The 20,549-nt window shown below is 74.6% G+C and carries 23 protein-coding genes; 14 read left to right on the forward strand and 9 right to left on the reverse strand.

Annotated elements, in window-relative coordinates:
- Positions 1 to 2 precede the first annotated feature (2 nt).
- On the reverse strand, positions 3 to 863 hold the full coding sequence (locus tag NYF13_RS24445) for a PPK2 family polyphosphate kinase (protein WP_315659961.1): 861 nt from the start codon (positions 861 to 863) through the stop codon (positions 3 to 5).
- A gap of 173 nt (positions 864 to 1,036) precedes the next feature.
- Between NYF13_RS24445 and rocD the strand changes: the two genes are divergently transcribed.
- On the forward strand, positions 1,037 to 2,278 hold the full coding sequence (rocD, locus tag NYF13_RS24450) for an ornithine--oxo-acid transaminase (RefSeq protein WP_315659963.1): 1,242 nt from the start codon (positions 1,037 to 1,039) through the stop codon (positions 2,276 to 2,278).
- A gap of 390 nt (positions 2,279 to 2,668) precedes the next feature.
- Here rocD and NYF13_RS24455 read toward each other — a convergent pair whose 3' ends face one another.
- Positions 2,669 to 3,556: an FAD-dependent oxidoreductase gene (locus NYF13_RS24455; protein ID WP_315659965.1), complete on the reverse strand. Its 888-nt coding sequence runs from the start codon at positions 3,554 to 3,556 to the stop codon at positions 2,669 to 2,671.
- 104 nt (positions 3,557 to 3,660) lie between these two features.
- Between NYF13_RS24455 and NYF13_RS24460 the strand changes: the two genes are divergently transcribed.
- Complete coding sequence (locus NYF13_RS24460) at positions 3,661 to 4,230, forward strand: phosphatase PAP2 family protein (protein WP_315659967.1); 570 nt, start codon at positions 3,661 to 3,663, stop codon at positions 4,228 to 4,230.
- Here NYF13_RS24460 and zapE read toward each other — a convergent pair.
- Positions 4,193 to 5,215, reverse strand: coding sequence for a cell division protein ZapE (zapE, locus tag NYF13_RS24465; protein WP_315659968.1), 1,023 nt, complete (start codon positions 5,213 to 5,215; stop codon positions 4,193 to 4,195). The genes NYF13_RS24460 and zapE overlap by 38 nt on opposite strands.
- Positions 5,216 to 5,315: 100 nt before the next feature.
- Between zapE and NYF13_RS24470 the strand changes: the two genes are divergently transcribed.
- The 8 genes from NYF13_RS24470 to NYF13_RS24505 all read left to right on the forward strand — a co-directional run bounded on the left by NYF13_RS24470 (position 5,316) and on the right by NYF13_RS24505 (position 11,261).
- Positions 5,316 to 6,068, forward strand: coding sequence for a pyrimidine reductase family protein (locus NYF13_RS24470; RefSeq protein WP_396287631.1), 753 nt, complete (start codon positions 5,316 to 5,318; stop codon positions 6,066 to 6,068).
- Positions 6,069 to 6,242: 174 nt separating this feature from the next.
- Positions 6,243 to 6,698, forward strand: coding sequence for an Asp23/Gls24 family envelope stress response protein (locus NYF13_RS24475; protein ID WP_315659971.1), 456 nt, complete (start codon positions 6,243 to 6,245; stop codon positions 6,696 to 6,698).
- A gap of 56 nt (positions 6,699 to 6,754) precedes the next feature.
- Positions 6,755 to 6,934 carry a hypothetical protein gene (locus tag NYF13_RS24480; RefSeq protein WP_315659973.1) on the forward strand — a complete coding sequence of 60 codons (180 nt, stop codon included), beginning with the start codon at positions 6,755 to 6,757 and terminating at the stop codon, positions 6,932 to 6,934.
- A complete protein-coding gene (locus NYF13_RS24485; protein ID WP_315659974.1) occupies positions 6,931 to 7,293 on the forward strand; it encodes an Asp23/Gls24 family envelope stress response protein in 363 nt (120 codons plus the stop codon). Before NYF13_RS24480 ends, NYF13_RS24485 begins: the two co-directional genes overlap by 4 nt.
- The gene (locus NYF13_RS24490; RefSeq protein WP_315659975.1) at positions 7,293 to 7,829 is read left to right on the forward strand and encodes a DUF6286 domain-containing protein; all 537 of its coding nucleotides are present in this window, start codon (positions 7,293 to 7,295) and stop codon (positions 7,827 to 7,829) included. The genes NYF13_RS24485 and NYF13_RS24490 overlap by 1 nt, the downstream gene beginning before the upstream one ends.
- A 60-nt stretch (positions 7,830 to 7,889) precedes the next feature.
- On the forward strand, positions 7,890 to 8,489 hold the full coding sequence (locus NYF13_RS24495; RefSeq protein ID WP_315659976.1) for an alkaline shock response membrane anchor protein AmaP: 600 nt from the start codon (positions 7,890 to 7,892) through the stop codon (positions 8,487 to 8,489).
- A gap of 26 nt (positions 8,490 to 8,515) precedes the next feature.
- Positions 8,516 to 9,595: an ATP-dependent DNA ligase gene (locus NYF13_RS24500; protein WP_315659977.1), complete on the forward strand. Its 1,080-nt coding sequence runs from the start codon at positions 8,516 to 8,518 to the stop codon at positions 9,593 to 9,595.
- Positions 9,596 to 9,692: 97 nt separating this feature from the next.
- Positions 9,693 to 11,261 carry an alpha/beta hydrolase gene (locus NYF13_RS24505; RefSeq protein ID WP_396287632.1) on the forward strand — a complete coding sequence of 523 codons (1,569 nt, stop codon included), beginning with the start codon at positions 9,693 to 9,695 and terminating at the stop codon, positions 11,259 to 11,261.
- An 80-nt stretch (positions 11,262 to 11,341) separates the two neighbouring features.
- On the opposite strand, the gene NYF13_RS24510 is transcribed toward NYF13_RS24505, so the two are convergent.
- Entirely contained in the window at positions 11,342 to 11,584 is a 243-nt protein-coding gene (locus tag NYF13_RS24510; protein WP_315659978.1) for a DUF2630 family protein, read from the reverse strand.
- Between the two features lie 92 nt (positions 11,585 to 11,676).
- On the opposite strand from NYF13_RS24510, the gene trxA reads away from it, so the two are divergent.
- On the forward strand, positions 11,677 to 12,048 hold the full coding sequence (gene trxA / locus NYF13_RS24515) for a thioredoxin (RefSeq protein WP_315659979.1): 372 nt from the start codon (positions 11,677 to 11,679) through the stop codon (positions 12,046 to 12,048).
- Positions 12,049 to 12,115: 67 nt separating this feature from the next.
- On the opposite strand, the gene NYF13_RS24520 is transcribed toward trxA, so the two are convergent.
- Positions 12,116 to 13,045 carry a proline dehydrogenase family protein gene (locus tag NYF13_RS24520; protein WP_315659982.1) on the reverse strand — a complete coding sequence of 310 codons (930 nt, stop codon included), beginning with the start codon at positions 13,043 to 13,045 and terminating at the stop codon, positions 12,116 to 12,118.
- A 13-nt stretch (positions 13,046 to 13,058) separates the two neighbouring features.
- Complete coding sequence (gene pruA / locus NYF13_RS24525; RefSeq protein ID WP_315659984.1) at positions 13,059 to 14,696, reverse strand: L-glutamate gamma-semialdehyde dehydrogenase; 1,638 nt, start codon at positions 14,694 to 14,696, stop codon at positions 13,059 to 13,061.
- 130 nt (positions 14,697 to 14,826) lie between these two features.
- Between pruA and NYF13_RS24530 the strand changes: the two genes are divergently transcribed.
- The 3 genes from NYF13_RS24530 (at position 14,827) to NYF13_RS24540 (ending at position 17,742) form a co-directional block, all read left to right on the forward strand.
- Positions 14,827 to 16,434, forward strand: a complete 1,608-nt coding sequence (locus tag NYF13_RS24530) for a helix-turn-helix domain-containing protein (RefSeq protein ID WP_315659985.1) — start codon at positions 14,827 to 14,829, stop codon at positions 16,432 to 16,434.
- A 136-nt stretch (positions 16,435 to 16,570) separates the two neighbouring features.
- Positions 16,571 to 17,206 carry a maleylpyruvate isomerase N-terminal domain-containing protein gene (locus NYF13_RS24535; RefSeq protein WP_315659987.1) on the forward strand — a complete coding sequence of 212 codons (636 nt, stop codon included), beginning with the start codon at positions 16,571 to 16,573 and terminating at the stop codon, positions 17,204 to 17,206.
- Positions 17,203 to 17,742, forward strand: a complete 540-nt coding sequence (locus NYF13_RS24540) for an AAA family ATPase (RefSeq protein ID WP_315659988.1) — start codon at positions 17,203 to 17,205, stop codon at positions 17,740 to 17,742. Before NYF13_RS24535 ends, NYF13_RS24540 begins: the two co-directional genes overlap by 4 nt.
- Here the strand turns inward: NYF13_RS24540 and NYF13_RS24545 are convergent.
- The 3 genes from NYF13_RS24545 to ligD form a co-directional block, all read right to left on the reverse strand.
- Positions 17,723 to 18,724 (reverse strand): MsnO8 family LLM class oxidoreductase, encoded by a 1,002-nt coding sequence (locus tag NYF13_RS24545; RefSeq protein WP_315659989.1) that lies wholly within the window; start codon positions 18,722 to 18,724, stop codon positions 17,723 to 17,725. The genes NYF13_RS24540 and NYF13_RS24545 overlap by 20 nt on opposite strands.
- 39 nt (positions 18,725 to 18,763) lie before the next feature.
- A complete protein-coding gene (locus tag NYF13_RS24550; RefSeq protein WP_315659990.1) occupies positions 18,764 to 19,156 on the reverse strand; it encodes a DUF6221 family protein in 393 nt (130 codons plus the stop codon).
- Between the two features lie 179 nt (positions 19,157 to 19,335).
- Positions 19,336 to 20,358 (reverse strand): non-homologous end-joining DNA ligase, encoded by a 1,023-nt coding sequence (gene ligD / locus NYF13_RS24555; RefSeq protein WP_315659991.1) that lies wholly within the window; start codon positions 20,356 to 20,358, stop codon positions 19,336 to 19,338.
- Between the last annotated feature and the right edge of the window lie 191 nt (positions 20,359 to 20,549).

Genomic DNA, 20,549 nt, shown 5'->3' on the forward strand with positions numbered 1-20,549 from the left:
GATCAGCCCGCCACGCCAACACCCTTCAGCGCGGCCAGCTCCGCTTCCACCTCTTCCAGGTCGTAGGCCGGCTCCGGGAACCTCGGGGCCAGCTCGGCCAGGGTCTCGATCAGCAGCTCGGCCACGGCCCAGTTGCGGTACCACTTCCGGTCGGCGGGCACGACGTACCAGGGCGCGCCCTCCGGCGAGGTCTCGGCCAGCACGTCGGCGTAGGCCTGCTGGTAGGCGCTCCAGTGGCGGCGGGCCTCGAGGTCGGAGGGGTCGAACTTCCACCGCTTCTCCGGCCGCCGCAGCCGGGCCTCGAGCCGTTCGAGCTGCTCCTCGGGCGAGATGTGCAGGAAGACCTTGACCACGGTGGTGCCGCCCTCGGCCAGCTCGCGCTCGAAGGCGTTGATCTGCGCGTAGCGCCGCCGCCGCTCCTCCGCCGTAAGGAGGCCGGACACGCGGGGCACCAGGATGTCCTCGTAGTGCGAGCGGTCGAACACGCCGATCAGGCCCGGGCCGGGCAGCCGGCGGCGCACACGCCAGAGGAAGTCGTGCCGCCGCTCGGCCGGGGTGGGCTTCTTGAACGCGGTGTACTCCACGCCCATCGGGTTCACCAGGCCCAGCACGTGGCCGACGGTGCCGCCCTTGCCGGAGGTGTCCATGCCCTGCAGCACCAGCAGTACACTGCGGCCGTGGCCGTCCGCGCCCTCCGCGTACAACGCCTCCTGCAGGGCCGAGAGCCGCCGTCCGGCGCCGGCGAGCTTCTCCTCGCCCTTCGCCTTCTTGACCGGCCCGACCGGCGTGGCCCCCGGGTCCGGCAGCCGCGGCCCGGCCCGCAGCGCGTCCCGGACCCGGCTCCCGCTCTCCTTCTTCGCCATCCGGCGACGATAACCTCAGGTCGCGGCGGCCGCCCCGGTGACCGCACCCGGCCGGGTGAACCGGCCCGGCACGCAGCGATTCGCCGGCGACCCGGCCGGACTGCGCAACGAACGGCGGGTGAAAGCAACGTTTACCGGCTGAACTAGCCACCGGCAGCGCCTAGCCTGAAACCATGACGACGTTCGCCGGGCGGGAGACCGCCGGCCCAGCCTCCGCCGACGACTTCATCGCGCTCGACCAGCGGTGGAGCACGCACAACTACCATCCGCTGCCGGTGGTGCTGGCCGAAGCCGAGGGCGCCACCGTGACCGACGTGGCCGGCCGTTCCTACCTGGACTTCCTCGCCGGCTACTCGGCGCTGAACTTCGGCCACCGCCACCCGGCGCTGATCGCCGCCGCGGTCGAGCAGCTGGGCCGGCTCACGCTGACCTCGCGCGCGTTCCACCACGACCAGTTCGGCCTGTTCTGCCGCGAGCTGGCCGAGCTGACCGGCACCGAGATGGTGCTGACGATGAACTCCGGGGCCGAGGCCGTGGAGTCCGCGGTGAAGCTCGCCCGCAAGTGGGCCCACCAGGTGAAGGGCGTGCCGGACGGCACGGCCGAGGTCATCGTGGCCGGGTCCAACTTCCACGGCCGCACCACCACGATCGTGTCGTTCTCCACCGACGAAACCGCGCGCACCGGCTTCGGCCCGTTCACCCCGGGCTTCGTGACGGTGCCCTACGGCGACGCCGAAGCCCTGCGCGCCGCGATCACCCCGCGCACCGCGGCCGTGCTGCTCGAACCGGTGCAGGGCGAGGCCGGGGTGGTCGTGCCGCCGGCCGGCTACTTCGCCGAGGTCCGCGGCGCCTGCGACGAGCACGGCGTGCTGCTGGTCGCCGACGAGATCCAGTCCGGGCTCGCCCGCACCGGCACCGTGCTGGCCCTCGACCACGAGGGCGTGCGCGCCGACGTGTACACCCTGGGCAAGGCGCTCGGCGGCGGCATCCTCCCGGTGTCGGCCGTGGTCGGCAGCCGGGCCGTGCTCGGGGTCCTGCGGCCCGGTGAGCACGGTTCGACCTTCGGCGGCAACCCGGTGGCCTGCGCGGTCGGGCGGGCCGTGGTGCGGCTGCTGAACACCGGCGAGTTCCAGCAGCGCTCCACCGAGCTGGGCGCCCACCTGCACGAGCGGCTGACCGGCCTGCTCGGCGACGGCCTGGCCGAGGTCCGCGGCCGCGGCCTGTGGGCGGGCATCGACATCGCCCCCGGCGGCCCGTCCGGCCGGGCGGCGTCCGAGGCGCTGGCCGGCCTCGGCGTGCTGTGCAAGGAAACCCACGAGAACACCCTGCGCGTGGCGCCGCCGCTGGTGATCACGCGCGAGGAGCTGGACCGCGGCATCGACGCGATCGCCCAGGTGGTCCGCGGCGCGAACTGACCCTGGGCGCGGTGGGCCCGGCACCGTTCGATGGGCCCACCGCGTCCGGTGGCCCGGCGCCGCTCGATGGGCCTGGCACAGTTCGATGACTCGGCGCGTCCGGTGGCCCGGCGCCGCTCGATGGGCCTGGCACAGTTCGATGACTCGGCGCGTCCGGTGGCTCGGCGCCGTTCGACGGGCCAGCACGGTTCGATGGGCCCGGCACAGTTCGATGGGCCAGCACAGTTCGATGGGCCAGCACCATTCGATGGGCCAGCACCATTCGACAGACCCGGCGCCGTTCGACGGCCCGGCGCGGACGGGACCGGCCCGGCCCGGCTGGTCCCGTCCGGGTTCCGGCCGTTCCGACCCCGGCGCGAACCGGCGAAGGATCGCCCCGGCCGGGCCGGGCTACAGCAGCCCGACCACGTCCTCGGCGCACCCCCAGGCCAGGGTCACCCCGGCGCCCCCGTGCCCGTAGTCGTGCACCACGTTCCCCACTCGCTCCAGCCGGACCGACGGCCGCCCCGGCCGGAGCCCCACCCGGGTCCCCAGCACCGGCGCCTCCGCCAGCTCCGGGACCAGGGCCCGGCACCGGCGCACGATCGCCGACGCCGCGGCCGGGTCCGGGTCGAGGTCGCCGCGGCCGATTTCTTCGGTGCCGCCGCAGACCACGTGGCGGCCGTGGGGGAAGACGTACGTCAGCTCGTCGTCCTCTTCCGCGACCGTCCACGAGGTCAGGCCCGGGTCGGCGAGGTGCACGACCTGGCCGCGGACCGGCACCAGCGCGTCGTCGCCGGCCAGGGTTCCACCGGCGAGCCCGGCGGCGTTGACCACCACGTCCGCGTCCCCCTCCGCCAGCGAAGCCAGCGACGCCACCCCCGCGTACTCCGTGCGCACGCCCAGCGCGGCCACCTGCTCCGCGAGCCACCCGAGGTACACCGGCATGTCCACCAGCGCCGTGGTGAAGCCGAGCCGCCCGCCCTCGCGGGTCACGTCGGTCATGGCCGACAGCCACGGCGGGCCGGGGCGGTCCTCGGCGAAGGTGATCGAGCCGGGCCGGAACCGGATTCCGGGCGCCGCGGGCGAATTCCGGTACACCTCCAACCCCACGGCCGTCCAGCGCGCCACCCGCCCGTCGCCGGTCTCCATCGGCGGGTAGATCAGGCCGCCCGCGACCGCCGAGGTCGACTCCCCCGGCTTGCCCGCCGTCCGCACGGTGACGCGGTGGCCGGCCTCGGCGAGCCGGTGCGCGCAGCACAGCCCGGCGATCCCGCCCCCGACCACGGTGACCCTCATGCGTCTCCCTTCGTCCCCAGCATGGTGGCCGAACCGGGTCCGCGGCGGCCACCCGCCATCCGCGTACGCTGCTGCGACGAACGGGCGAACCGGAAGGAGGACCCGTGACCCGCCGGATCCTCGCCGCCGTCGCCCTCGCCTGCGCGCTGGCCACGCTCGCGCTCGGCCTCGTCTACGCGGGCGGGCGCTCCCCCGGGCCCCTGGACGTCGTGCCCACGGCCGGTCTCGGCCACGGCCTGCTGAGCGCGCTGGTGCTGCCGACCGAGCCGTACGTGCTCCTGCCCGCCATCGCGGTGATCGCCGGCACCTGCCTGTACCGGCGCCGCCCGGCCGACGCGCTGCTGGCCGTGCTCAGCCCGGCGATCGCGGTCGCGCTCACCACCTGGGTGCTCAAGCCGTTGTTCGACCGCGAGAAGGACGCCACCCTGGTCTACCCGAGCGGGCACACGGTCAGCCTGGTCGCCGTGCTCGTGGTGCTGGTCCTGCTGGCCCGCCGCAAGACCGCGGCCGCCGCGTTCGGCGTGGTGCTGCTGGCCTGCGCCACGGCCGGCCTGACCGGCCTCGGCTACCACTACCTCACCGACGTGGCCGGCGGCACCTTCTTCGGCACCGCCGTGGTCACCGGCCTGCGCGCCGTCACACCGCGTCGCGCGCCAGCGCGGTCAGCCGGCTGACCGCGCGCAGGTACTTCTTGCGGTAGCCGCCGTTCACCATCTCCCCGGTGAACAGCTCCGGCAGCGCCACCCCCGAAACCACGACCGGGATCGCGCGGTCGTACAGCCGGTCGGCGAAGGCGACCAGGCGCAGGCCCACGTTCTGGTCCGGCGCCGGCTTCACCTGCCGCAGGTGCACCCGCCGGACGCCGTCGAGCAGCTTCCCGTACCGCGAGGGGTGCAGCTGGGCCAGGTGCTCCACCAGCGCGTCGAAATCGTCCGAAGTGGACCCTTCGTGGGTGGCGGCGGAGGCGGCCAGCTCCTCGTCGCTCACCGGCGGCGGCGCGTCGGGCAGGCCGCGGTGGCGGTAGTCGGGACCGTCCACCCGCACCACGCCGAACCGCCGGGACAGCGCCTGGATCTCGCGCAGGAAGTCCTCGGCGGCGAACCGGCCCTCGCCCAGCTTGTCCGGCAGGGTGTTCGACGTGGCGGCGATGTGCACCCCCGCGTCCATCAGCTCCTGCAGCAGCCGGCTGACCAGCGTGGTGTCCCCCGGGTCGTCCAGCTCGAACTCGTCGATCGCCAGCAGCCGGTGCTCCGAAAGGCGCCGCACCGCCTCGGCGAAGCCCAGCGCGCCGACCAGGTGGGTCAGCTCCACGAAGGTGCCGTACGCCTTGGGCGAGGGCGCCTCGTGCCAGGCCGAGGCGAGCAGGTGGGTCTTGCCGACGCCGAAGCCGCCGTCGAGGTAGAGCCCCCGCTTCCCGGCCGGTTCCGCCGCGGCGCCGCCGAACAGCGAACGCCACTTCGACTTGCGCGCGGGCCGCTCGCCGATCCCCCGCGCGAACGCCGCGCAGGCCTCGACCGCGGCGGCCTGGCTCGGCTCCTCGGGGTTGGGCACGTAGGTGCCGAACCGGGCGCGGGCGAACCGCGGCGGCGGAACCAGGGAATCGACCAGTTCGTCGGCCCCGAGCTCGGGAAACCGGTCGGTCAGGGCAGTCGCGGGCATGGTCGCAGAGCCTAGCCACCGCCTGACCCGCCCGTGCGGGGCGGCCGGAGCGGGTATCCCCCGGTGGGGGCGGTCGGAGGCCCGTGCTGGGATGGGCGCCGTGCAGAACGTGTGGCCACCATCACCGGGCGGGGAAGGCCCCCCGGTGTCCGACGACGAGCTGGAGCGGGTCTACGGCTATCCCGAGCCGCTCGCGGAACCGTTCGTCCAGGTCAACTTCGTCGCGTCCGCCGACGGGGCCGCGGCCGTGGACGAGCTGTCCCGCGGCCTTTCGCACCCGGCCGACCGGCGGGTGTTCCTGCTCGCGCGCGACCTCGCCGACGTGGTCCTGGTCGGCGCCGGCACCGCGCGCGCCGAGGACTACCGCGGCGCCCGGTCGAACCCCGCCCGGGCCGCCCGCCGCGCGCGCCTCGGCCTGGCCCCGGTGCCGCCGATCGCCGTCGTCACGCGTTCGGCCGCGCTCGACCCGGGCAGCCGCCTGTTCACCGACACGGCCGTGGCCCCGATCGTGGTCACCACCACGAAGGCCGACACCGCCGAGCTCACCGAGGCCGGGGCCACCGTGATCGCGGCCGGTGACGAGGACGTGGATCTGGCGCGCGCGCTGGCGGTGCTGGCCGAGCACGGGCTAAGCCGCGTCGACTGCGAAGGCGGGCCCGCGCTGTTCGCCGCGCTCGCCGCCGCGGACCTGGTGGACCAGCTGTGCCTGACCGTCTCGCCGCTGCTCACCGGGGGCGGCTCCGGCCGGATCGCGGCGGGCCCGGCCGTCTCGCCGCCGCGGAGGCTGGATCTCGCGTCGATCCTCGTCGAGGACGGCTTCACGCTGCTGCGCTACCGGCGGCGCCGCGACTGATACCGCCGCCGGGGGATCGCTCCGAGGAGGTGGGGTCCGGCACCCCGCCGGGCTCGTTCCCCCATCGGGATGACGAGCCGTGCGGATCCGGCCGGTTGGGACGTCGTGGGAGTGGGAAAGCTCCCGTAGCCGGGCGCGCCGCGCTCGGAGCCGAACAGCAAGAGGGAGAACTCCATGGTGCAGCCGAGCCCGAACCGATCCGCAGTTCCCGGCCCGGCCGCCCCGGCCCCCCTGAACGAGCCCGGCACGCCGGGCCGCACCACCATCTCCTCGCTCGTGGTGCAGAAGGTCGCCTCGCGCGCGGCGCGGGAGGTGGCCGGGGTGCACGAGCTGGGCAGCGGCTCCTCCCGCGCGTTCGGGGCGCTGCGCGAACGGATCCCGGGCGCCGGCACCACCTCCACCTCCGGGGTCTCGGTGGAGGTCGGCGAGAAGCAGGCCGCGATCGACCTCGACCTGGTGGTCGGGTACGGCGTGAGCATCACCGACGTGGCCCGCGCGGTGCGCCACACGGTGATCTCGGCCGTCGAGGCGATCACCGCGCTCGAGGTGATCGAGGTCAACATCGCGGTCAACGACGTCCACCTGCCCGGCGAACCAGCCGGCGGGCCGGGCCCGGCCCGGGTCGGGTAGCGCTCCCGTCCGGCCACAGTGGACACTCAGAAGTCTTCGCACCCCAGGAGGAAACGTTGACCGCAACGCAGACCGGTCTGCTCGCCGGGCTCATCCTCGGCCTCGCCGCCACCCAGGGCTTCACCGCCTTCCTGGTGACCCTCGCGGTCGGCGTGATCGGGCTGGTCGTCGGGCGCGTCCTCGACGGTGAGCTGGACCTGCGCGAGCTGTTCGGCGGCAAGGGCCGGGACCGGTGACCGCACCCGTGGCCGGGGTCGATCGGCCCCGGGCCGGGCTCGCCGAACCCGGGGAACGCGGCACGCTCAGCATCGCCCACGCCGTGGTGCGCAAGATCGCGCAGCACGCCGCCGACCAGGTGCCCGGCACGGTGCGCGCCGGGCGCACCGGCGCCCGGGTGCGGGTCGGCGGCCAGGACAACGACGTCGACCTCGCGCTGGACCTGGCCCTGCGCTACCCCGGCCCGGTGCGGGCGGTGACCGGCGACGTGCGGTCGAAGGTGACCGAGGAGGTCGAGCGGATCACCGCCTACCGCGTGCGCTCGGTCGCCGTGACGGTCTCCGCGCTGCTGCCCGACGCGCGCCCGCGGGTGCGCTGATGCGGGTCGTCGTCCGGCTGCTGTCCACGCTGCTCGCCCTGGCCGTCGCCGCCGGCGGGGCGCTGCTCGCGCTGGAAGTCGGCTGGCACTGGTGGAAGCCGCGGAGCGCGCCGCTGCTGGTGCCGTGGCCGCGCTGGCGCGAGCACCTGGCCGGGCTCGACTGGACCGCGACGCCCGTGCGCGTCGCCGCCGCCGTCGTGCTCGTCGCCGGGCTGGTGCTGGTGGCCTTGTCGCTCGGCGCGGGCCGCCGCGCGGTGCGGATGACCGACCCGGCCGAGGGGGTCTCGGTGAGCACCTCGCCGCGCTCGCTGGCGCGGATGGTCGGGCTGGCCGTGCGCGCGCAGGACAACGTCAGCGGCGCCAGTGTGACGGCCGGTGCGCGCCGGATCCGCGTGCGCGCCTCCAGCCGGCTGGAGGACGAGGCCCAGCTCCGGCCGCGCCTGCTCGAAACCGTCGGCACCGTGCTGGACGGGGTCCCGCTGGCGCACCGGCCGAAGGTGACCGTGGTCGTCGACTCGCCGAAGGACCGCCGATGAGCCTCCACCCCCACCGGCCACCCCTGACCACCGCCGACCCGTGCTGACCGAGGTACCCCGATGAGCCGTTCCCCCGCCCACCGCGCCCTGGGCCGCTCGTACGGCGGGGAGCGCGCGCTGACCCTGGTGGCCGGGCTGCTCGCGGTCCTGGCCGGGGCCGTCGCGCTCGTGGTCGGCCAGGGCTGGCTCGGCCGGTTCCGCGGGCACCGCCCGCTGCTGGACCCGATGGCCGTCGGCTGGCTCGGCGACCACGCCCGTTCCGCGCGGATCGGCGCACTGGTGCTCGGGGTGGTGCTGCTGGTGCTGGGCCTGTGGTGGCTCTTGCGCTCGCTGCGCCCGGAGCCCCGCCCCGACCTGCGGCTCGACCGGACGCCCGGCGCGGAGCTGACCGTCACCTCGGGCGCGATCACCCAGGCTGTGCAGGCCGACGCCGAGGAGATCATCGGGGTCGTGCGGGCGCGCGCCCGCTCCATCGGCACCACGGCCGAGCCCGCCCTCCGGGTGACGCTGTGGCTGCGCGAGGGCAGTGACGTCCGCCGCGTCTGGTCGGACTTCGACACCTACGTGCTCACGCGGGCCCGGGAGTCGCTCGGGCTCGACGTGCTGCCCACCGCCGTGCGGCTCGAACTCGACACGACGGGCCCGGCGCGCGTGCGCTGAGCGGGTTCTGTGCGCAGAATGCCCGCATGGCCCTCCCCGTGCAGGCACCGATCAAGCCCATGCTCGCGAAGCCCGCGAAGGCGATCCCGGACTCGGGAGGGCTGCTGTTCGAGCCCAAGTGGGACGGTTTCCGCTGCCTGGTCTTCCGCGACGGTGACGAGCTGACCCTGCAGTCGCGGGCGGAGAAGCCGCTCAACCGGTACTTCCCCGAGGTGCTCGGGCGGCTGCGGGAGACCCTGCCCGAGCGGGTGGTGCTCGACGGCGAGCTGGTGGTCGCCCGCGACGGCCGGCTCGACTTCGACGCGCTCACCGAGCGCATCCACCCGGCCGAGAGCCGGGTGCGGCTGCTGGCCGAGGAGTCGGCCGCCGAGTTCGTCGCCTTCGACCTGCTGGCGCTGGGCGAGGAGTCCTTCGTGGACGAACCGACCTCGGCCCGCCGGGCACGGCTGGAGCGGCTGGCCGCGGATGGCTTCCACCTGACCCCGGCGACCACCGACCCGGACACCGCACGGCATTGGTTCGAGCTGTTCGAGGGGGCCGGTCTGGACGGGGTGATCGGGAAGCCGCTGGACGAGCCGTACACCCCGGGTAAGCGGATCCTGTTCAAGTACAAGCACTCCCGCACCGCCGACTGCGTGCTGGCCGGGCTGCGCTGGCACGTCGACGGGGCGCCGGGCGAGGCGGTCGGATCGTTCCTGCTCGGGCTCTACGACGGCGAAGGGCTGCTGCACCACGTCGGCGTGGTCGGCTCGTTCCCGGCCGCGCGCCGCCGCGAACTGGCGGCCGAACTCGCGCCCCTGGTCACCGGCGGCGAGGACCACCCGTGGCTCGGCGACGCCGTGCGCGAGGGCCAGCGCGTCCCCGGCGGCCCGACGCGCTGGCGGGCGAAGGAGCAGCCGTGGGTGCCGCTGCGGCTGGAGCGGGTGGTCGAGGTCGCCTACGAGCACACCGAAGGCGGCGCTCCCGCACGGTTCCGCCACACCGCGCAGTTCGCCCGCTGGCGTCCGGACCGCGAGCCGTCTTCGTGCGGCTACGCCCAGCTGGACGAGCCCGCGCGCTACGACCTGTCCGCGGTGTTCCGGGGCGAAGTGGTGCGAACCCGCTGAACCGCTCGTCCGCTCTCGCCCCCGCTAACTTCCGCCCCACACCCGGCGTGCCAAGCTCGACCGGGAGTTCGCCCGAGTAGACGTGAGGACCAAGCCTGTGCGCCGCCGTTCCGCCCGCCGTCCCCGTCTGCGCACCCGGCTGGCGGTCGTGGCGCTGGGGGCGCTGACCCTCGCGGGCTGCACCACCGGCCCTTCGGTGCGCCCGGCCGTGGTGGAGAACGACGGCAAGGCCGCGACGCCCGCACCGCCGAGCGCGGCCGCGGTGCCGCTGCCCCCGCTCTCGGCGCCGCAGTCGCCTTCGCTGCGCTGGAGCGACTGCGACCAGGACACCCGCGACCGGATGGGCCAGCCGGGCGTGCCCGCGTCACTGCGCTTCAGCTGCGCGCGGATGACCGCGCCCCTCGACGCGCCCGACGACACCCAGCACCTGCTCGCCCGGATCCTGGTGCTGAAGGCGGGCACCGGTCCGATCCCGCTGGTGGTGGTCAACGACGTGGGCGGCGACCCCGGCTCGGTCTTCGCCGCGCGCCTGGCCGCGCAGCTGCCCGCCGCGTTCCTGCGGAAGTTCACCCTGATCGGCGTGGACCGCCGGGGCACCGGCCTGTCCGGCGGGGTGCAGTGCGTACCCCCCGAAGCCCGGGACGCCCTCCTGGGCGCCGACCCGGCCCAGGGCGGGCTGGGCGCCGTCCTCGACGCCGCCCGCCGGGCCGGCCAGCAGTGCGCGATCGACCTCGACACCGCCGAAACCGCCCTGGACAGCTGGCGCACCGCCGGCGACCTGGACCAGCTCCGCCGTCAGCTCGGCCTGGACAAGCTGAGCGCGCTGGGCCGCGGCGACGGTTCGAAGGTGCTGTCCGAGTACGCGGTCCGCTTCCCCGCCCAGGTCGGCCGCCTGGTCCTGGACGGCCTGCCCGATCCCGGCGCCGACCGCGCCGCGGTCCTGGACGCGGTGGCCGCCGGGGCGCAGGACACCCTGGACGCCTTCGGCGCCGACTGCACCGCCCGGGGCTGCGGGATGGGCGACCCGAAAACCGCCCTGACCGCGGTGCTGAACCGGCTCCGCGCCACCCCCGTGGCCACCGCCGACGGCACCGCCCTGACCCCCGGCATCGCGATGTACGGCGTCTACCTGGCCCTGGCCGACCGTTCCCGCTGGCCCGCCCTGGCCGACGCGATCACCGCCGCCCGCTCCGGCGACGTCACCGCCCTGGAGTCCTTCGCCGCCCCCATGCTGATCGACCAGCAGGGCACCCCGTCCCGCATCGGCGGCACCATCGCCACCCGCTGCAACGACGCGGCCACCCGCCTGCCCGCCGACCAGATCGACCGGACGGCCGGGACCCTGCGCGCGAAGTACCCCCAGTTCGGCGCCCTGGCCGCCCAGGAACTCGCTTGGTGCGGGGCCTGGCCCGTGCGCCGCGAACCCCTTCCCCCGCCCGGGGCCCCCGGGGCCCCGCCCATCCTGGTCGCCGCCATCACCACCGACCCGGTGACCCCCGGCCAGGGCACCACCCGCGCCGCCGGCCAGATGCCCAGTGCCGTCACCGTCACCTGGCCGGGCCCGGCCCACGGCGCGGTGGGCCTGAACCCCTGCGTCACCGCGGCCGCGCAGGCCTTCCTGATCGACGGCAAGGTGCCGGCCGACGGCACCCTCTGCCCCGCCTAGAACCCGGCGCGACCCGGCAACACCACCCACACCCGGCCGTGACCCGATCCAGAGCCGGAACGCGTCTTCGGATGGGCCCGTTACTGCCGGTACCCCTCGACCTCGCCCACCGACCGCACCTTCGCCCCCGCCGGATCCTCGTCGAACTCCACCTTCGCCCGCCGCTGCCGCAGCAGGTCCCAGCACTGGTCCAGCTCCTGCTCCACCCCCGCCAGCCGCTCCCGGTCCTCCCCGGACAGCCCCGCCCCCACCGACCGGGCCCGCAACTCGTGCTCCTCGGAGATCAGCTCGTCGATCCGCCCCATGATCCCGCCGTCAGCCATAGTTCCTCCGAGATGGTCCGAGATGGTCCAAGACGACAAGACGCTACCGCCCCCCGGGGAATTCCCGCCCGCGCTCACCCGTTGGGGACGGTATGAGCACAGTCGAGCTGACCACCGCCAACTTCGACCAGACCGTGTCCGACCACGAGTTCGTCCTGATCGACTTCTGGGCGAGCTGGTGCGGCCCGTGCCGGCAGTTCGCGCCCGTCTACGAGAAGGCCTCGGAGCAGCACGCGGACATCGTGTTCACCAAGGTCGACACCGAGGCCGAGCAGCAGCTCGCCGCCGCGTTCGACATCCGGTCGATCCCGACCCTCGCGGTGATCCGCGACAAGACGCTGATCTACTCCCAGCCCGGCGCGCTGCCCGCCGCCGCGCTGGAGGACCTGATCAAGCAGGCCCGCGGGGTCGACATGGACCAGGTCAAGAAGGCCGCGGCCGAGCAGCAGGCCCAGCAGTCCTGACCCGGCCCGCGAAGAAGCCCTCCTCACCGTTTCGGCGAGGAGGGCTTTTCCGTCCGGGGGCGGACCTTCAGGACCGAGTGGCCAGCCCGCGCAGGAAGAACGCCAGGTTCGCCGGCCGCTCGGCCAGCCGGCGCATGAAGTAGCCGTACCACTCGTCGCCGCACGGCACGTAGACCCGCATGATGGAGCCTTCGGCGGCGATCCGCTTCTGCTCCTGCGGCCGGATGCCGTAGAGCATCTGGAACTCGTGGTCGGCCGCCGTGCGCCCGGCCTCGGCCGCCAGCTTCGCCGCGATGGCGATCATCCGCGGGTCGTGCGAGGCCACCATCGGGTAGCCCTGGCCGGCCATCAGCACGCGCAGGCAGCGCACGTACGACTGGTCGACCTCGGCCTTGTCCTGGAACGCCGCCGACTCCGGTTCGGCGTAGGCGCCCTTGCACAGCCGCACCCGCGAACCCGGGCCGGACAGCTCGCGGCAGTCCTGCTCGGTGCGCCTGAGGTAGGCCTGCAGCACCGCGCCGACCCACGGGTACTCGCCGCGCAGCTCCCGCAGGATGCCGAGGGTCGAGTCGGTGGTGGTGTGGTCCTCCATGTCGAGCGTCACGGTCGCGCCGACGGCCTGGGCCGCGGCGCAGATCTTCCGCGCGTTCTCCAGCGCGACGCCCTCGCCGTCGGCGGGCAGGAACTGCCCGACGGCCGAGAGCTTCACCGAGACGTCCGCGCCCTGGGCGAGGCCCTGCTCGGCCAGCGCCGAGAGCAGGTCTTCGTAGGCCCGGACGGTGGTGGCCGCCTGGGCGGCGTCGGTGGTGTCCTCGCCGAGGTGGTCGATGGTGATCGACCGGCCGTCGGCGGCCAGCTCCCGGGCGACGCGCACGGCGTCGGCGGTCGCGGACCCGGACACGAACCGGCCGACCACCGCGCGGGTGGCGGGCACGGCTTCGATCAGCGCGCGTATCCGGCGGGACCGGGCGGCGGCGAGCAGCGGGGCACGCAGCATGACGGCTTCCCCCTCAGCCCTGGTGCGGGTGACGCACGACGGTCGGCGGCACGAAGGTCTCCTTGACCGAGCGCGGGCTCGTCCAGCGGAGCAGGTTGAAGATCGACCCGGCCTTGTCGTTGGTGCCCGAGGCCCGGGCCCCGCCGAAGGGCTGCTGGCCCACGACGGCGCCGGTCGGCTTGTCGTTGACGTAGAAGTTGCCGGCGGCGAACCGCAGCGCTTCCGAGGCCTTCGCCACGGCCGTGCGGTCGTTCGCGATCACGGCGCCGGTCAGCGCGTAGGCCGCGGTCTCGTCGATCAGCCGCAGGACGGAGTCGAACGCCGAGCTCTCCTGGTCGTCGTAGACGTACACCGACAGGATCGGGCCGAAGTACTCGGTGCTGAAGATCTCGTGCTTCGGGTTGGTCGAGACCAGGACCGTCGGCTGCACGAAGTAGCCCACGCTGTCGTCCGCGGTACCGCCGGTGAGGATTTCGACCTCGGCGTCACCCTTCACGCGCTCGAACAGCGAGGCGTGCTTGTCGAACGCGCGCCGGTCGATCACCGCGCCACCGAAGTGGCTCAGGTCGGTGACGTCGCCGTAGGACAGCGCCTCGGTCTCGGCGACCAGGCTGTCCTTCAGCTGCTCCCAGAGGCTGCGCGGGATGTAGGCGCGCGAGGCGGCGGAGCACTTCTGGCCCTGGTATTCGAAAGCGCCGCGGACCAGCGCGGTCCGCAGCACGTCGAGGTCGGCCGACGGGTGCGCCAGCACGAAGTCCTTGCCCCCGGTCTCGCCGACCAGGCGCGGGTAGCCGCGGTAGCCAGAGATGTTGCCGCCGACCGTGGCCCACAGGTGCTGGAAGGTGGGGGTGGAACCGGTGAAGTGGATGCCCGCGAGGTCGCGGTGGGTCAGGGCCACCTCGGAGACGTCCTTGCCGTCACCCGGCAGCAGGTTGATCACGCCCGGCGGCATCCCGGCCTCTTCGAGCAGCCGCATGGTCAGGTGCGCGGCGAAGCTCTGCGTCGGCGACGGCTTCCACAGCACCGTGTTGCCCATCAGCGCGGGCGCGGTGGGCAGGTTGCCGGCGATCGCGGTGAAGTTGAACGGCGTGATCGCGTAGACGAAGCCTTCGAGCGGGCGGTGCTCCATGCGGTTCCACACGCCCGGCGAGCTGATCGGCTGCTCGGCCAGGATGCGGCGGCCGAACTCGACGTTGAAGCGCCAGAAGTCGGCCAGCTCGCAGGCGGAGTCGATCTCGGCCTGGGTGGCGGTCTTCGACTGGCCGAGCATGGTGGCCGCGTTCAGCGTGGCGCGCCACGGGCCGGTCAGCAGGTCGGCGGCACGCAGCAGGATCGCGGCGCGATCGTCGAACGACAGCGCGCGCCACTCCGGGGCGGCCCGGCCCGCGGCGGCGATGGCGTCGGTGGCGTCCTGCCGGGTCGCGCTGTGGATGGTGCCCAGCACGTGGCCGTGGTTGTGCGGCTGCACGACGTCGATCTTCTCGCCGCCGCCGGCGCGCTGCTCGCCGCCGACGGTCACGGTCAGGTCGACGGGCCCGGCCTGGCCCAGCTTCTTCAGCGCGCCTTCGAGTTCGGCGCGCTCGGCGCTGCCCGGCGCGTAGGTCAGCACCGTCTCGTTCTCCGGGGCTGGGGTCTGGGTTACGGCGTCCACGGCGGCTCCCTTGTTCTCGGCACCTGCGGGTTCAGTTGCCCCGAACGCTAATGCCGGAAACGACCGGCGGGTTTGTCCGGAAGGCTAGAATCACCGGTGTGGGGTTGTCCGATCGACTAAAAGAGGGCCGATGACGCCGGGGATGCCCGAGCCCGTGGCCGGGACCTCGCTGCGGCACGTGCTGGCCACGCTCGGCGAACCACTCGTCCGGGTGCTCGTGGCCCCGCGCGGGCTGGCCGTGCCGGTGACGGACGTGGTGATCCTCGATCCGGAGGACCCGCCCGAGGCCCACCCCGGCGACCTGGTGCTGGTGATCGGCGCGCGCGGCCGGGCGGCGGTCGCGGCGATCCGGGCGGCCGGGCGCGGCGGGGCGGCCGCGGTGGCGGTGAAGGGCGAGAGCGGCGCGGAGATCGCGGCGGACGCGGGCGTCGCCCTGCTCACCGTCGGCGCCGAAGCCCGCTGGGAACAGGTGGAAGCGCTGGCCCGCGGCGTGGTGGACGCGGCCCGCGCGGGCGGCGAGGCGCAGACCGGCGAGGTGCTGGGCGACCTGTTCGCGCTGGCCCAGACCGTCGCGACGCTCACCGGCGGGCTGGTCAGCATCGAGGACACGGCCAGCCGCGTGCTGGCCTACTCCCGCTCCTCCGACGAGGTCGACGAACTGCGCCGGCTGTCCATCCTCGGCCGCGAAGGCCCCGAGCGGTACCTGGCGATGCTGCGCGAATGGGGGGTCTACCAGCGGTTGCGCGCGGGTGAGGGCATCGTGCGCATCGACGAGCGGCCCGAGCTGGGCATCCGGCGGCGCATCGCGGCCGGCATCCACGCCGGTTCGCAGCCGCTCGGCACGATCTGGGTGCAGGAGGGCGCGAAGCCGCTGACCGAGCAGGCCGAGGTAGCGCTGCTCGGCGCGAGCCGTTCGCTGGCCCCGCAGCTGATCCGCGCGCGGACGCAGCCCAGCCCCGAGCTGCGCCTGCGGGAAGACCTGCTGGCCGGGCTGCTCGAGGGCCGCGTCGACGCGGAGTCGGTGGCCGGCGAGATCGGCGCCGACCCGGCCCGCCCGGCGCAGGTGCTGGCGTTCGCGCTGTCCTCGCCGGGCGCGGTGGCGTCCGACCGGCAGTTGCGCCGCGCCGAATTGGTGCACCTGATCGCTGTGCACACCGCCGCGTTCCGGCGGACCGCGCTGGTCAGCGTGCTCGGCGGGCGCGTCTACGCGCTGCTGCCGGACCTGCCCGAGCACCCGGAGGCGGCCGTGCTGGCGCTGGCCCGCGAGATCGTCGCGACGGCGCGGCGCCACCTCGACGTGCCGGTCCGCGCGGCGCTGGGCGGGGTGGTCCCCCGGCTGTCCGACGCGGCGGCCTCCCGAGGCGACGCGGACCGCGTGCTGGCCACGATGACCCGCGGCCGCTGGCCGGACCCGGTCGCCGCCCTGGCCGACGTCCGCGCCGACGTGCTGCTCTCGGAGGTGCTGGCCTACCTGGCCGGCCGGCCCCGCCTCCGCGATCCGCGGCTGGACGGACTGCTCGCGCACGACGCCGAGCACGGCGGCATCCTGGTCCCCGCCGTGCTGGCCTACCTGGACGCCTTCGGCGACGCCCGCGCCGCGGCCCGGGAGCTGAGCATCCACCCGAACACCGTGCGCTACCGCGTGCGCCGCGCCACCGAGGTCTCGGGTCTCGACCTGGGCGATCCGGCCCAGCGGCTGCTGACCGAACTCCAGCTGCGGCTGCGGGAGACCGGATAGCCGCCGCGCGGCGGTCCGGCGGCGAAGCCCGAGTGGCCGGACCAGCGGTCACTCGCTGCCGAGGCAGGTCGCCGGAACGGTCGCGGCGGCCGGAAACCCGGTGGCCGCACCGGCGCGGGCTCGCTACGGTGCCGCGGTGGATCTGTTCCCCCGCGCCTGGAGCGCCCTGCAGGAAGCCGTCCGCGCGCTGGAAGGCGGCCAGTGGGCCGCGCCCTCGGGCTGCACCGGCTGGCTCGTCCAGGATCTGGTGTTCCACCTGGTCATCGACGCGCAAGACGTGCTGATCACCCTCGCCACGACCACCGGCGCCGCGCCGAGCCGGGACGCGGTGACCTACTGGCGGCCGGCCGGGCCGCCGACCGGGGTCGAGGCGGAGTCGGCGTTCGTCCGCCGGAGCGCGGCCGCCTACGCCACCCCGGGCGGGCTGGCCCACCACTTCGACGACCTCGCCGCCGCCGCCGCCGGTCGCGCCGCGGCCGCCGCGGACCCGGCCGCCCGGGTGGAAACCCGCGACGAGGTGTTCACGGTCGCCGACTTCCTGGCGGTCTGCGTGGTCGAAGCCACGCTGCACCACCTCGACCTGGTCCGGCACCTGCCCGGGGTGGACGGACCCCCGCCGGAGACCGTCGCGGCCACCCGCGCACTGGTGGAAGTGCTCACCGGGCAGGCCCTGCCGGCCGGACCGGACGACCACGAGGCCCTGCGGTCCGCCACCGGCCGCGCCCCGGTCCCGGCCGCCTGGGGCGGCTTCACCCCGGTGGTGCTCGGATGATCGTCTGGCTGAACGGCCCGTTCGGCGCGGGCAAGACCACCACCTCGGCCGAGCTGGCCGGGCGGCTGGGCGCCCGGGTCTTCGACCCCGAGTACGTCGGCTACCTGCTGCGGGTCCCGTTCCCCGAGCCGATCGACGACTTCCAGCACCTCCGGCTGTGGCGCCCGCTGGTCGTGGAGACCGCCGCCCGCATCCACGAGCACACCGGCGGACCGCTGGTCATCCCGCAGACCATCCTCGTGGCGGCCTACGCGCGGGAGATCTTCGACGGCCTCGCCGCCCGCGGCCTGCCCGTCGCCCACTTCGTCCTGCACGCCGGCCCGGCGGAACTGCGCCGCCGCATCGAGACCGACCAGCGGACCCCGGACGCCCGGCAGTGGCGCCTCGACCACCTCGACGCCTACGCCGAGGCCCTGCCCTGGCTCCGCCGCGACGCCACGATCGTCGACACCGAAGGCCGCGAACCCGCCGAGATCGCCGAAGAGATCGCCGGAAAAGCCTTACCGCCCAAGCACTTCACACCGCCGGCGCCCTGAGGCCGGCCAATTCCGCCAACGCCGCGAACGACTCCACCCGCGCGGACTGGTCGTAGGTGCTGGTGCTCACCAGGACCTCGTCGGCGCCGACCGCCGCCACGAGCGCGCCCAGCCGGTCGGCCACCTCCTCCGGGGTGCCGCCGATCTGACCGTCGAGAACCTGGTCGAGCCGGATGCGTTCGCGGTCGGTCATCGGCAGCGCCAGGATCTCATCCGGCGGCGAGAGCGGGGGGAAGACGCCGTGGCCGCGCGAGTACACCGTGGCCCAGGCCTCCGGCACGAGCAGCCGGCGCGCGGCCGCGGCGGAATCGGCGACCGCGACCGCGGTCGACACGACGACATACGGTTCCGTGAGCTGGTCCGAGGACCGGAATTCGCCGCGGTAGCGGGCGACGGCGTCGAGCAGCGCGCGCTCGCCCCGCACCGGCGCGATGACCAGCGGCAGCCCCAGTTCCGCGGCGAGCCCGGCGCCGGAGCCGGTGGCCAGCAGGAAGGCGGGCACCCGGCGGCCCTCGGCCGGGATCGCGTGCACCCCGGGGTACTCCGCTTCGCCGCGGAAGAAGGCGAGCAGCTCGCGCACCTGGCCGCCGAAGTCCCCGGCCGCCTCCTTGCCCTGCCCGAGCGCGCGGCGGACGCCGCCGGTGAACCCGACCGATCGGCCGAGCCCGAGGTCGATCCGCCCGGGGAACAGGGCATCGAGCACGCCGAACTGCTCCGCCACGACCAACGGCCGGTGGTTGGGCAGCATCACGCCCCCGGTGCCCACGCGGATCCGCCCGGTGGCCGAGGCGACCGCCGCGGCCAGCACCGCCGGCGCCGAGCCCGCGACCCCGGGCACGCCGTGGTGCTCCGAAACCCAGAACCGGTGGTAGCCCAGCGCCTCGATCTCCCCGGCGAAGGCCACCGTGTCACGCAGCGCGGCTCCGGTGCCCCGCCCACGGCGGACGGGCGAACGGTCGAGGACGGAGATCCGGGGCGTCACCCCGGATCCAACACCGGCCCGCGCCCCCGGATTCCCCGGTCAGGGCCGCCAGCGCTCGCTGTAGTCCGGGTGGTCGGAGTACGGCAGCGCCAGCAACCGGAGCGTGAGGCACCAGTTCGAACCGGCCTCGTCGGCGGGCACGTGACAGGTCTCGCACCAGTACTCACTGCCGTAGAGCGGGAAGCCGGGCACCTTCTCCGACACCGTGGTGCGGTGGGCGAGCATGATCCGCCGGGTCGACTCGACCTCGTTGACCATCTGGTTGACCACGTCGATCTCGAGGTCGCCCAGCGACCGCACGCGCTGTTCGACCGAGGCCTTCGCCTCGCCGCGGTTGAGCGTCTCGCCGTCCTTGGCCTTCCGCACCGACTGCATGATCATCGCCTGGCGCTGCCCCACCCGAGCGGCGAGGAACGCGATCAGGTCGTCCACGAAAGGCCTCCCTCCTCCAGCCCGCCCCCAGGGCACTCCACCGCGTCACGCCCGAACCGGCCCCGGCCGCCCCGGAGCTCGCCGAACAGTACCCGTGCCGGGCGTTGACCAGCGGGAACGTTATGCAGCCGTGAAGGTGGGATTCCCCACCTTCACATCACCGGGAGTGACCACGGGGGTCATTCCGGGACAGACCGGGCCTTGCTCGGCTGCACCCGCTTGGGTTCGCCGGGCATCTTCGGGTAGTCGGGCGGGTAGGGCAGTTCCGCACCGCCGAGGTCGCGGTCGTCGCGCTCGTACCACTCCAGCAGCGTTTCCAGGCCGAACGCCGTTTCGTCCATCGGCGCGTGCAGGTCGCCGTGCTCGGCGTAGAAGCCGGGGACGGTGAGCACGTCGAAGTCGTCCGGCTGGGCCTCCTCCAGCATCGCCCAGGTCAGCGGGGTCGAGACGGTGGCGCGCGGCGTGCCGCGCACCGACCAGGTGGAGGCGACCGTGCGGTCGCGCGCCGCCTGGTTGTAGTCGAGGAAGACGCGGCCGCCGCGCTCCTCCTTCCACCACGAGACGGTCGCCCGCTCCGGCGCCCGCCGCTCGACCTCGCGGGCCAGCGCGATCACGGCGTGGCGCACCGCGATGAAGTCCCACTCCGGCCGGATCCGCACGAGCACGTGCACCCCGCGCCCGCCGGAGGTCTTCGGGTAACCGGTGAGCCCGGCGTCCGCCAGCACCTCGCGCACGATCTCGGCCACGGCCACGGCGTCGTCGAACCCCGCGGAGTCCGGCGGGTCGACGTCCACCCGCAGTTCGTCCGGGTGGTCCACATCGGAGCGCCGCACCGGCCAGGGGTGGAAGTCGAACGTGCCGAGGTTGGCCGCCCAGGCGAACACCGCGGCTTCGGTCGGGCAGATCTCGTCGGCCGTGCGCCCGGACGGGAACGCGATCCGCGCCGTCTCCAGCCAGGCGGGCGCCCCCTTCGGGACCCGCTTGGCGTAGAACCACTCGCCCTCGACGCCGTCGACGTACCGCTTCAGCGTGGTGGGCCGCTCCCCGATCGCCCGCAGCAACGGCTCGGCCACAGCGAGGTAGTACTCCACCACCTGCCGCTTGGTGATGCCGCGCTCGGGGAAGTAGACCTTGTCCGGGCTCGACACTCGCACGGAGCGCGGTCCCACCTGGTACTCGACCGGATCGCCGTTCTTGGGCATGCGCCCACCGTAGCCGCCCCGGCGGCGCCCGACCGGCTTTCCGGCGCCGGTTGCACCCGGCCCGGTACCCCCGCCGGGTCACCACCGCCGAGCCCGAGTCCACCGGGCCCAATACCCCCGCCAAGCCCAGTACCCCCGCCACGCCCGGTACCCCGGCCAGGCCCGCACCCACGCCAAGCCCGGTACCCCGC

The organism is Amycolatopsis sp. PS_44_ISF1, assembly GCF_032335455.1.
Taxonomy (GTDB): domain Bacteria; phylum Actinomycetota; class Actinomycetes; order Mycobacteriales; family Pseudonocardiaceae; genus Amycolatopsis.

Coding starts and splice junctions, on each gene's coding strand:
- trxA (WP_315659979.1), top strand. CDS start 11,677: ATGAGCACAGTCGAGCTGACCACCGCCAACTTCGACCAGACCGTGTCC.
- NYF13_RS24475 (WP_315659971.1), top strand. CDS start 6,243: ATGGTGCAGCCGAGCCCGAACCGATCCGCAGTTCCCGGCCCGGCCGCC.
- NYF13_RS24530 (WP_315659985.1), top strand. CDS start 14,827: ATGACGCCGGGGATGCCCGAGCCCGTGGCCGGGACCTCGCTGCGGCAC.
- NYF13_RS24445 (WP_315659961.1), bottom strand. CDS start 863: ATGGCGAAGAAGGAGAGCGGGAGCCGGGTCCGGGACGCGCTGCGGGCC.
- ligD (WP_315659991.1), bottom strand. CDS start 20,358: ATGCCCAAGAACGGCGATCCGGTCGAGTACCAGGTGGGACCGCGCTCC.
- NYF13_RS24540 (WP_315659988.1), top strand. CDS start 17,203: ATGATCGTCTGGCTGAACGGCCCGTTCGGCGCGGGCAAGACCACCACC.
- NYF13_RS24495 (WP_315659976.1), top strand. CDS start 7,890: ATGAGCCGTTCCCCCGCCCACCGCGCCCTGGGCCGCTCGTACGGCGGG.
- NYF13_RS24500 (WP_315659977.1), top strand. CDS start 8,516: ATGGCCCTCCCCGTGCAGGCACCGATCAAGCCCATGCTCGCGAAGCCC.
- NYF13_RS24490 (WP_315659975.1), top strand. CDS start 7,293: ATGCGGGTCGTCGTCCGGCTGCTGTCCACGCTGCTCGCCCTGGCCGTC.
- rocD (WP_315659963.1), top strand. CDS start 1,037: ATGACGACGTTCGCCGGGCGGGAGACCGCCGGCCCAGCCTCCGCCGAC.
- zapE (WP_315659968.1), bottom strand. CDS start 5,215: ATGCCCGCGACTGCCCTGACCGACCGGTTTCCCGAGCTCGGGGCCGAC.
- NYF13_RS24520 (WP_315659982.1), bottom strand. CDS start 13,045: ATGCTGCGTGCCCCGCTGCTCGCCGCCGCCCGGTCCCGCCGGATACGC.
- NYF13_RS24510 (WP_315659978.1), bottom strand. CDS start 11,584: ATGGCTGACGGCGGGATCATGGGGCGGATCGACGAGCTGATCTCCGAG.
- NYF13_RS24455 (WP_315659965.1), bottom strand. CDS start 3,556: ATGAGGGTCACCGTGGTCGGGGGCGGGATCGCCGGGCTGTGCTGCGCG.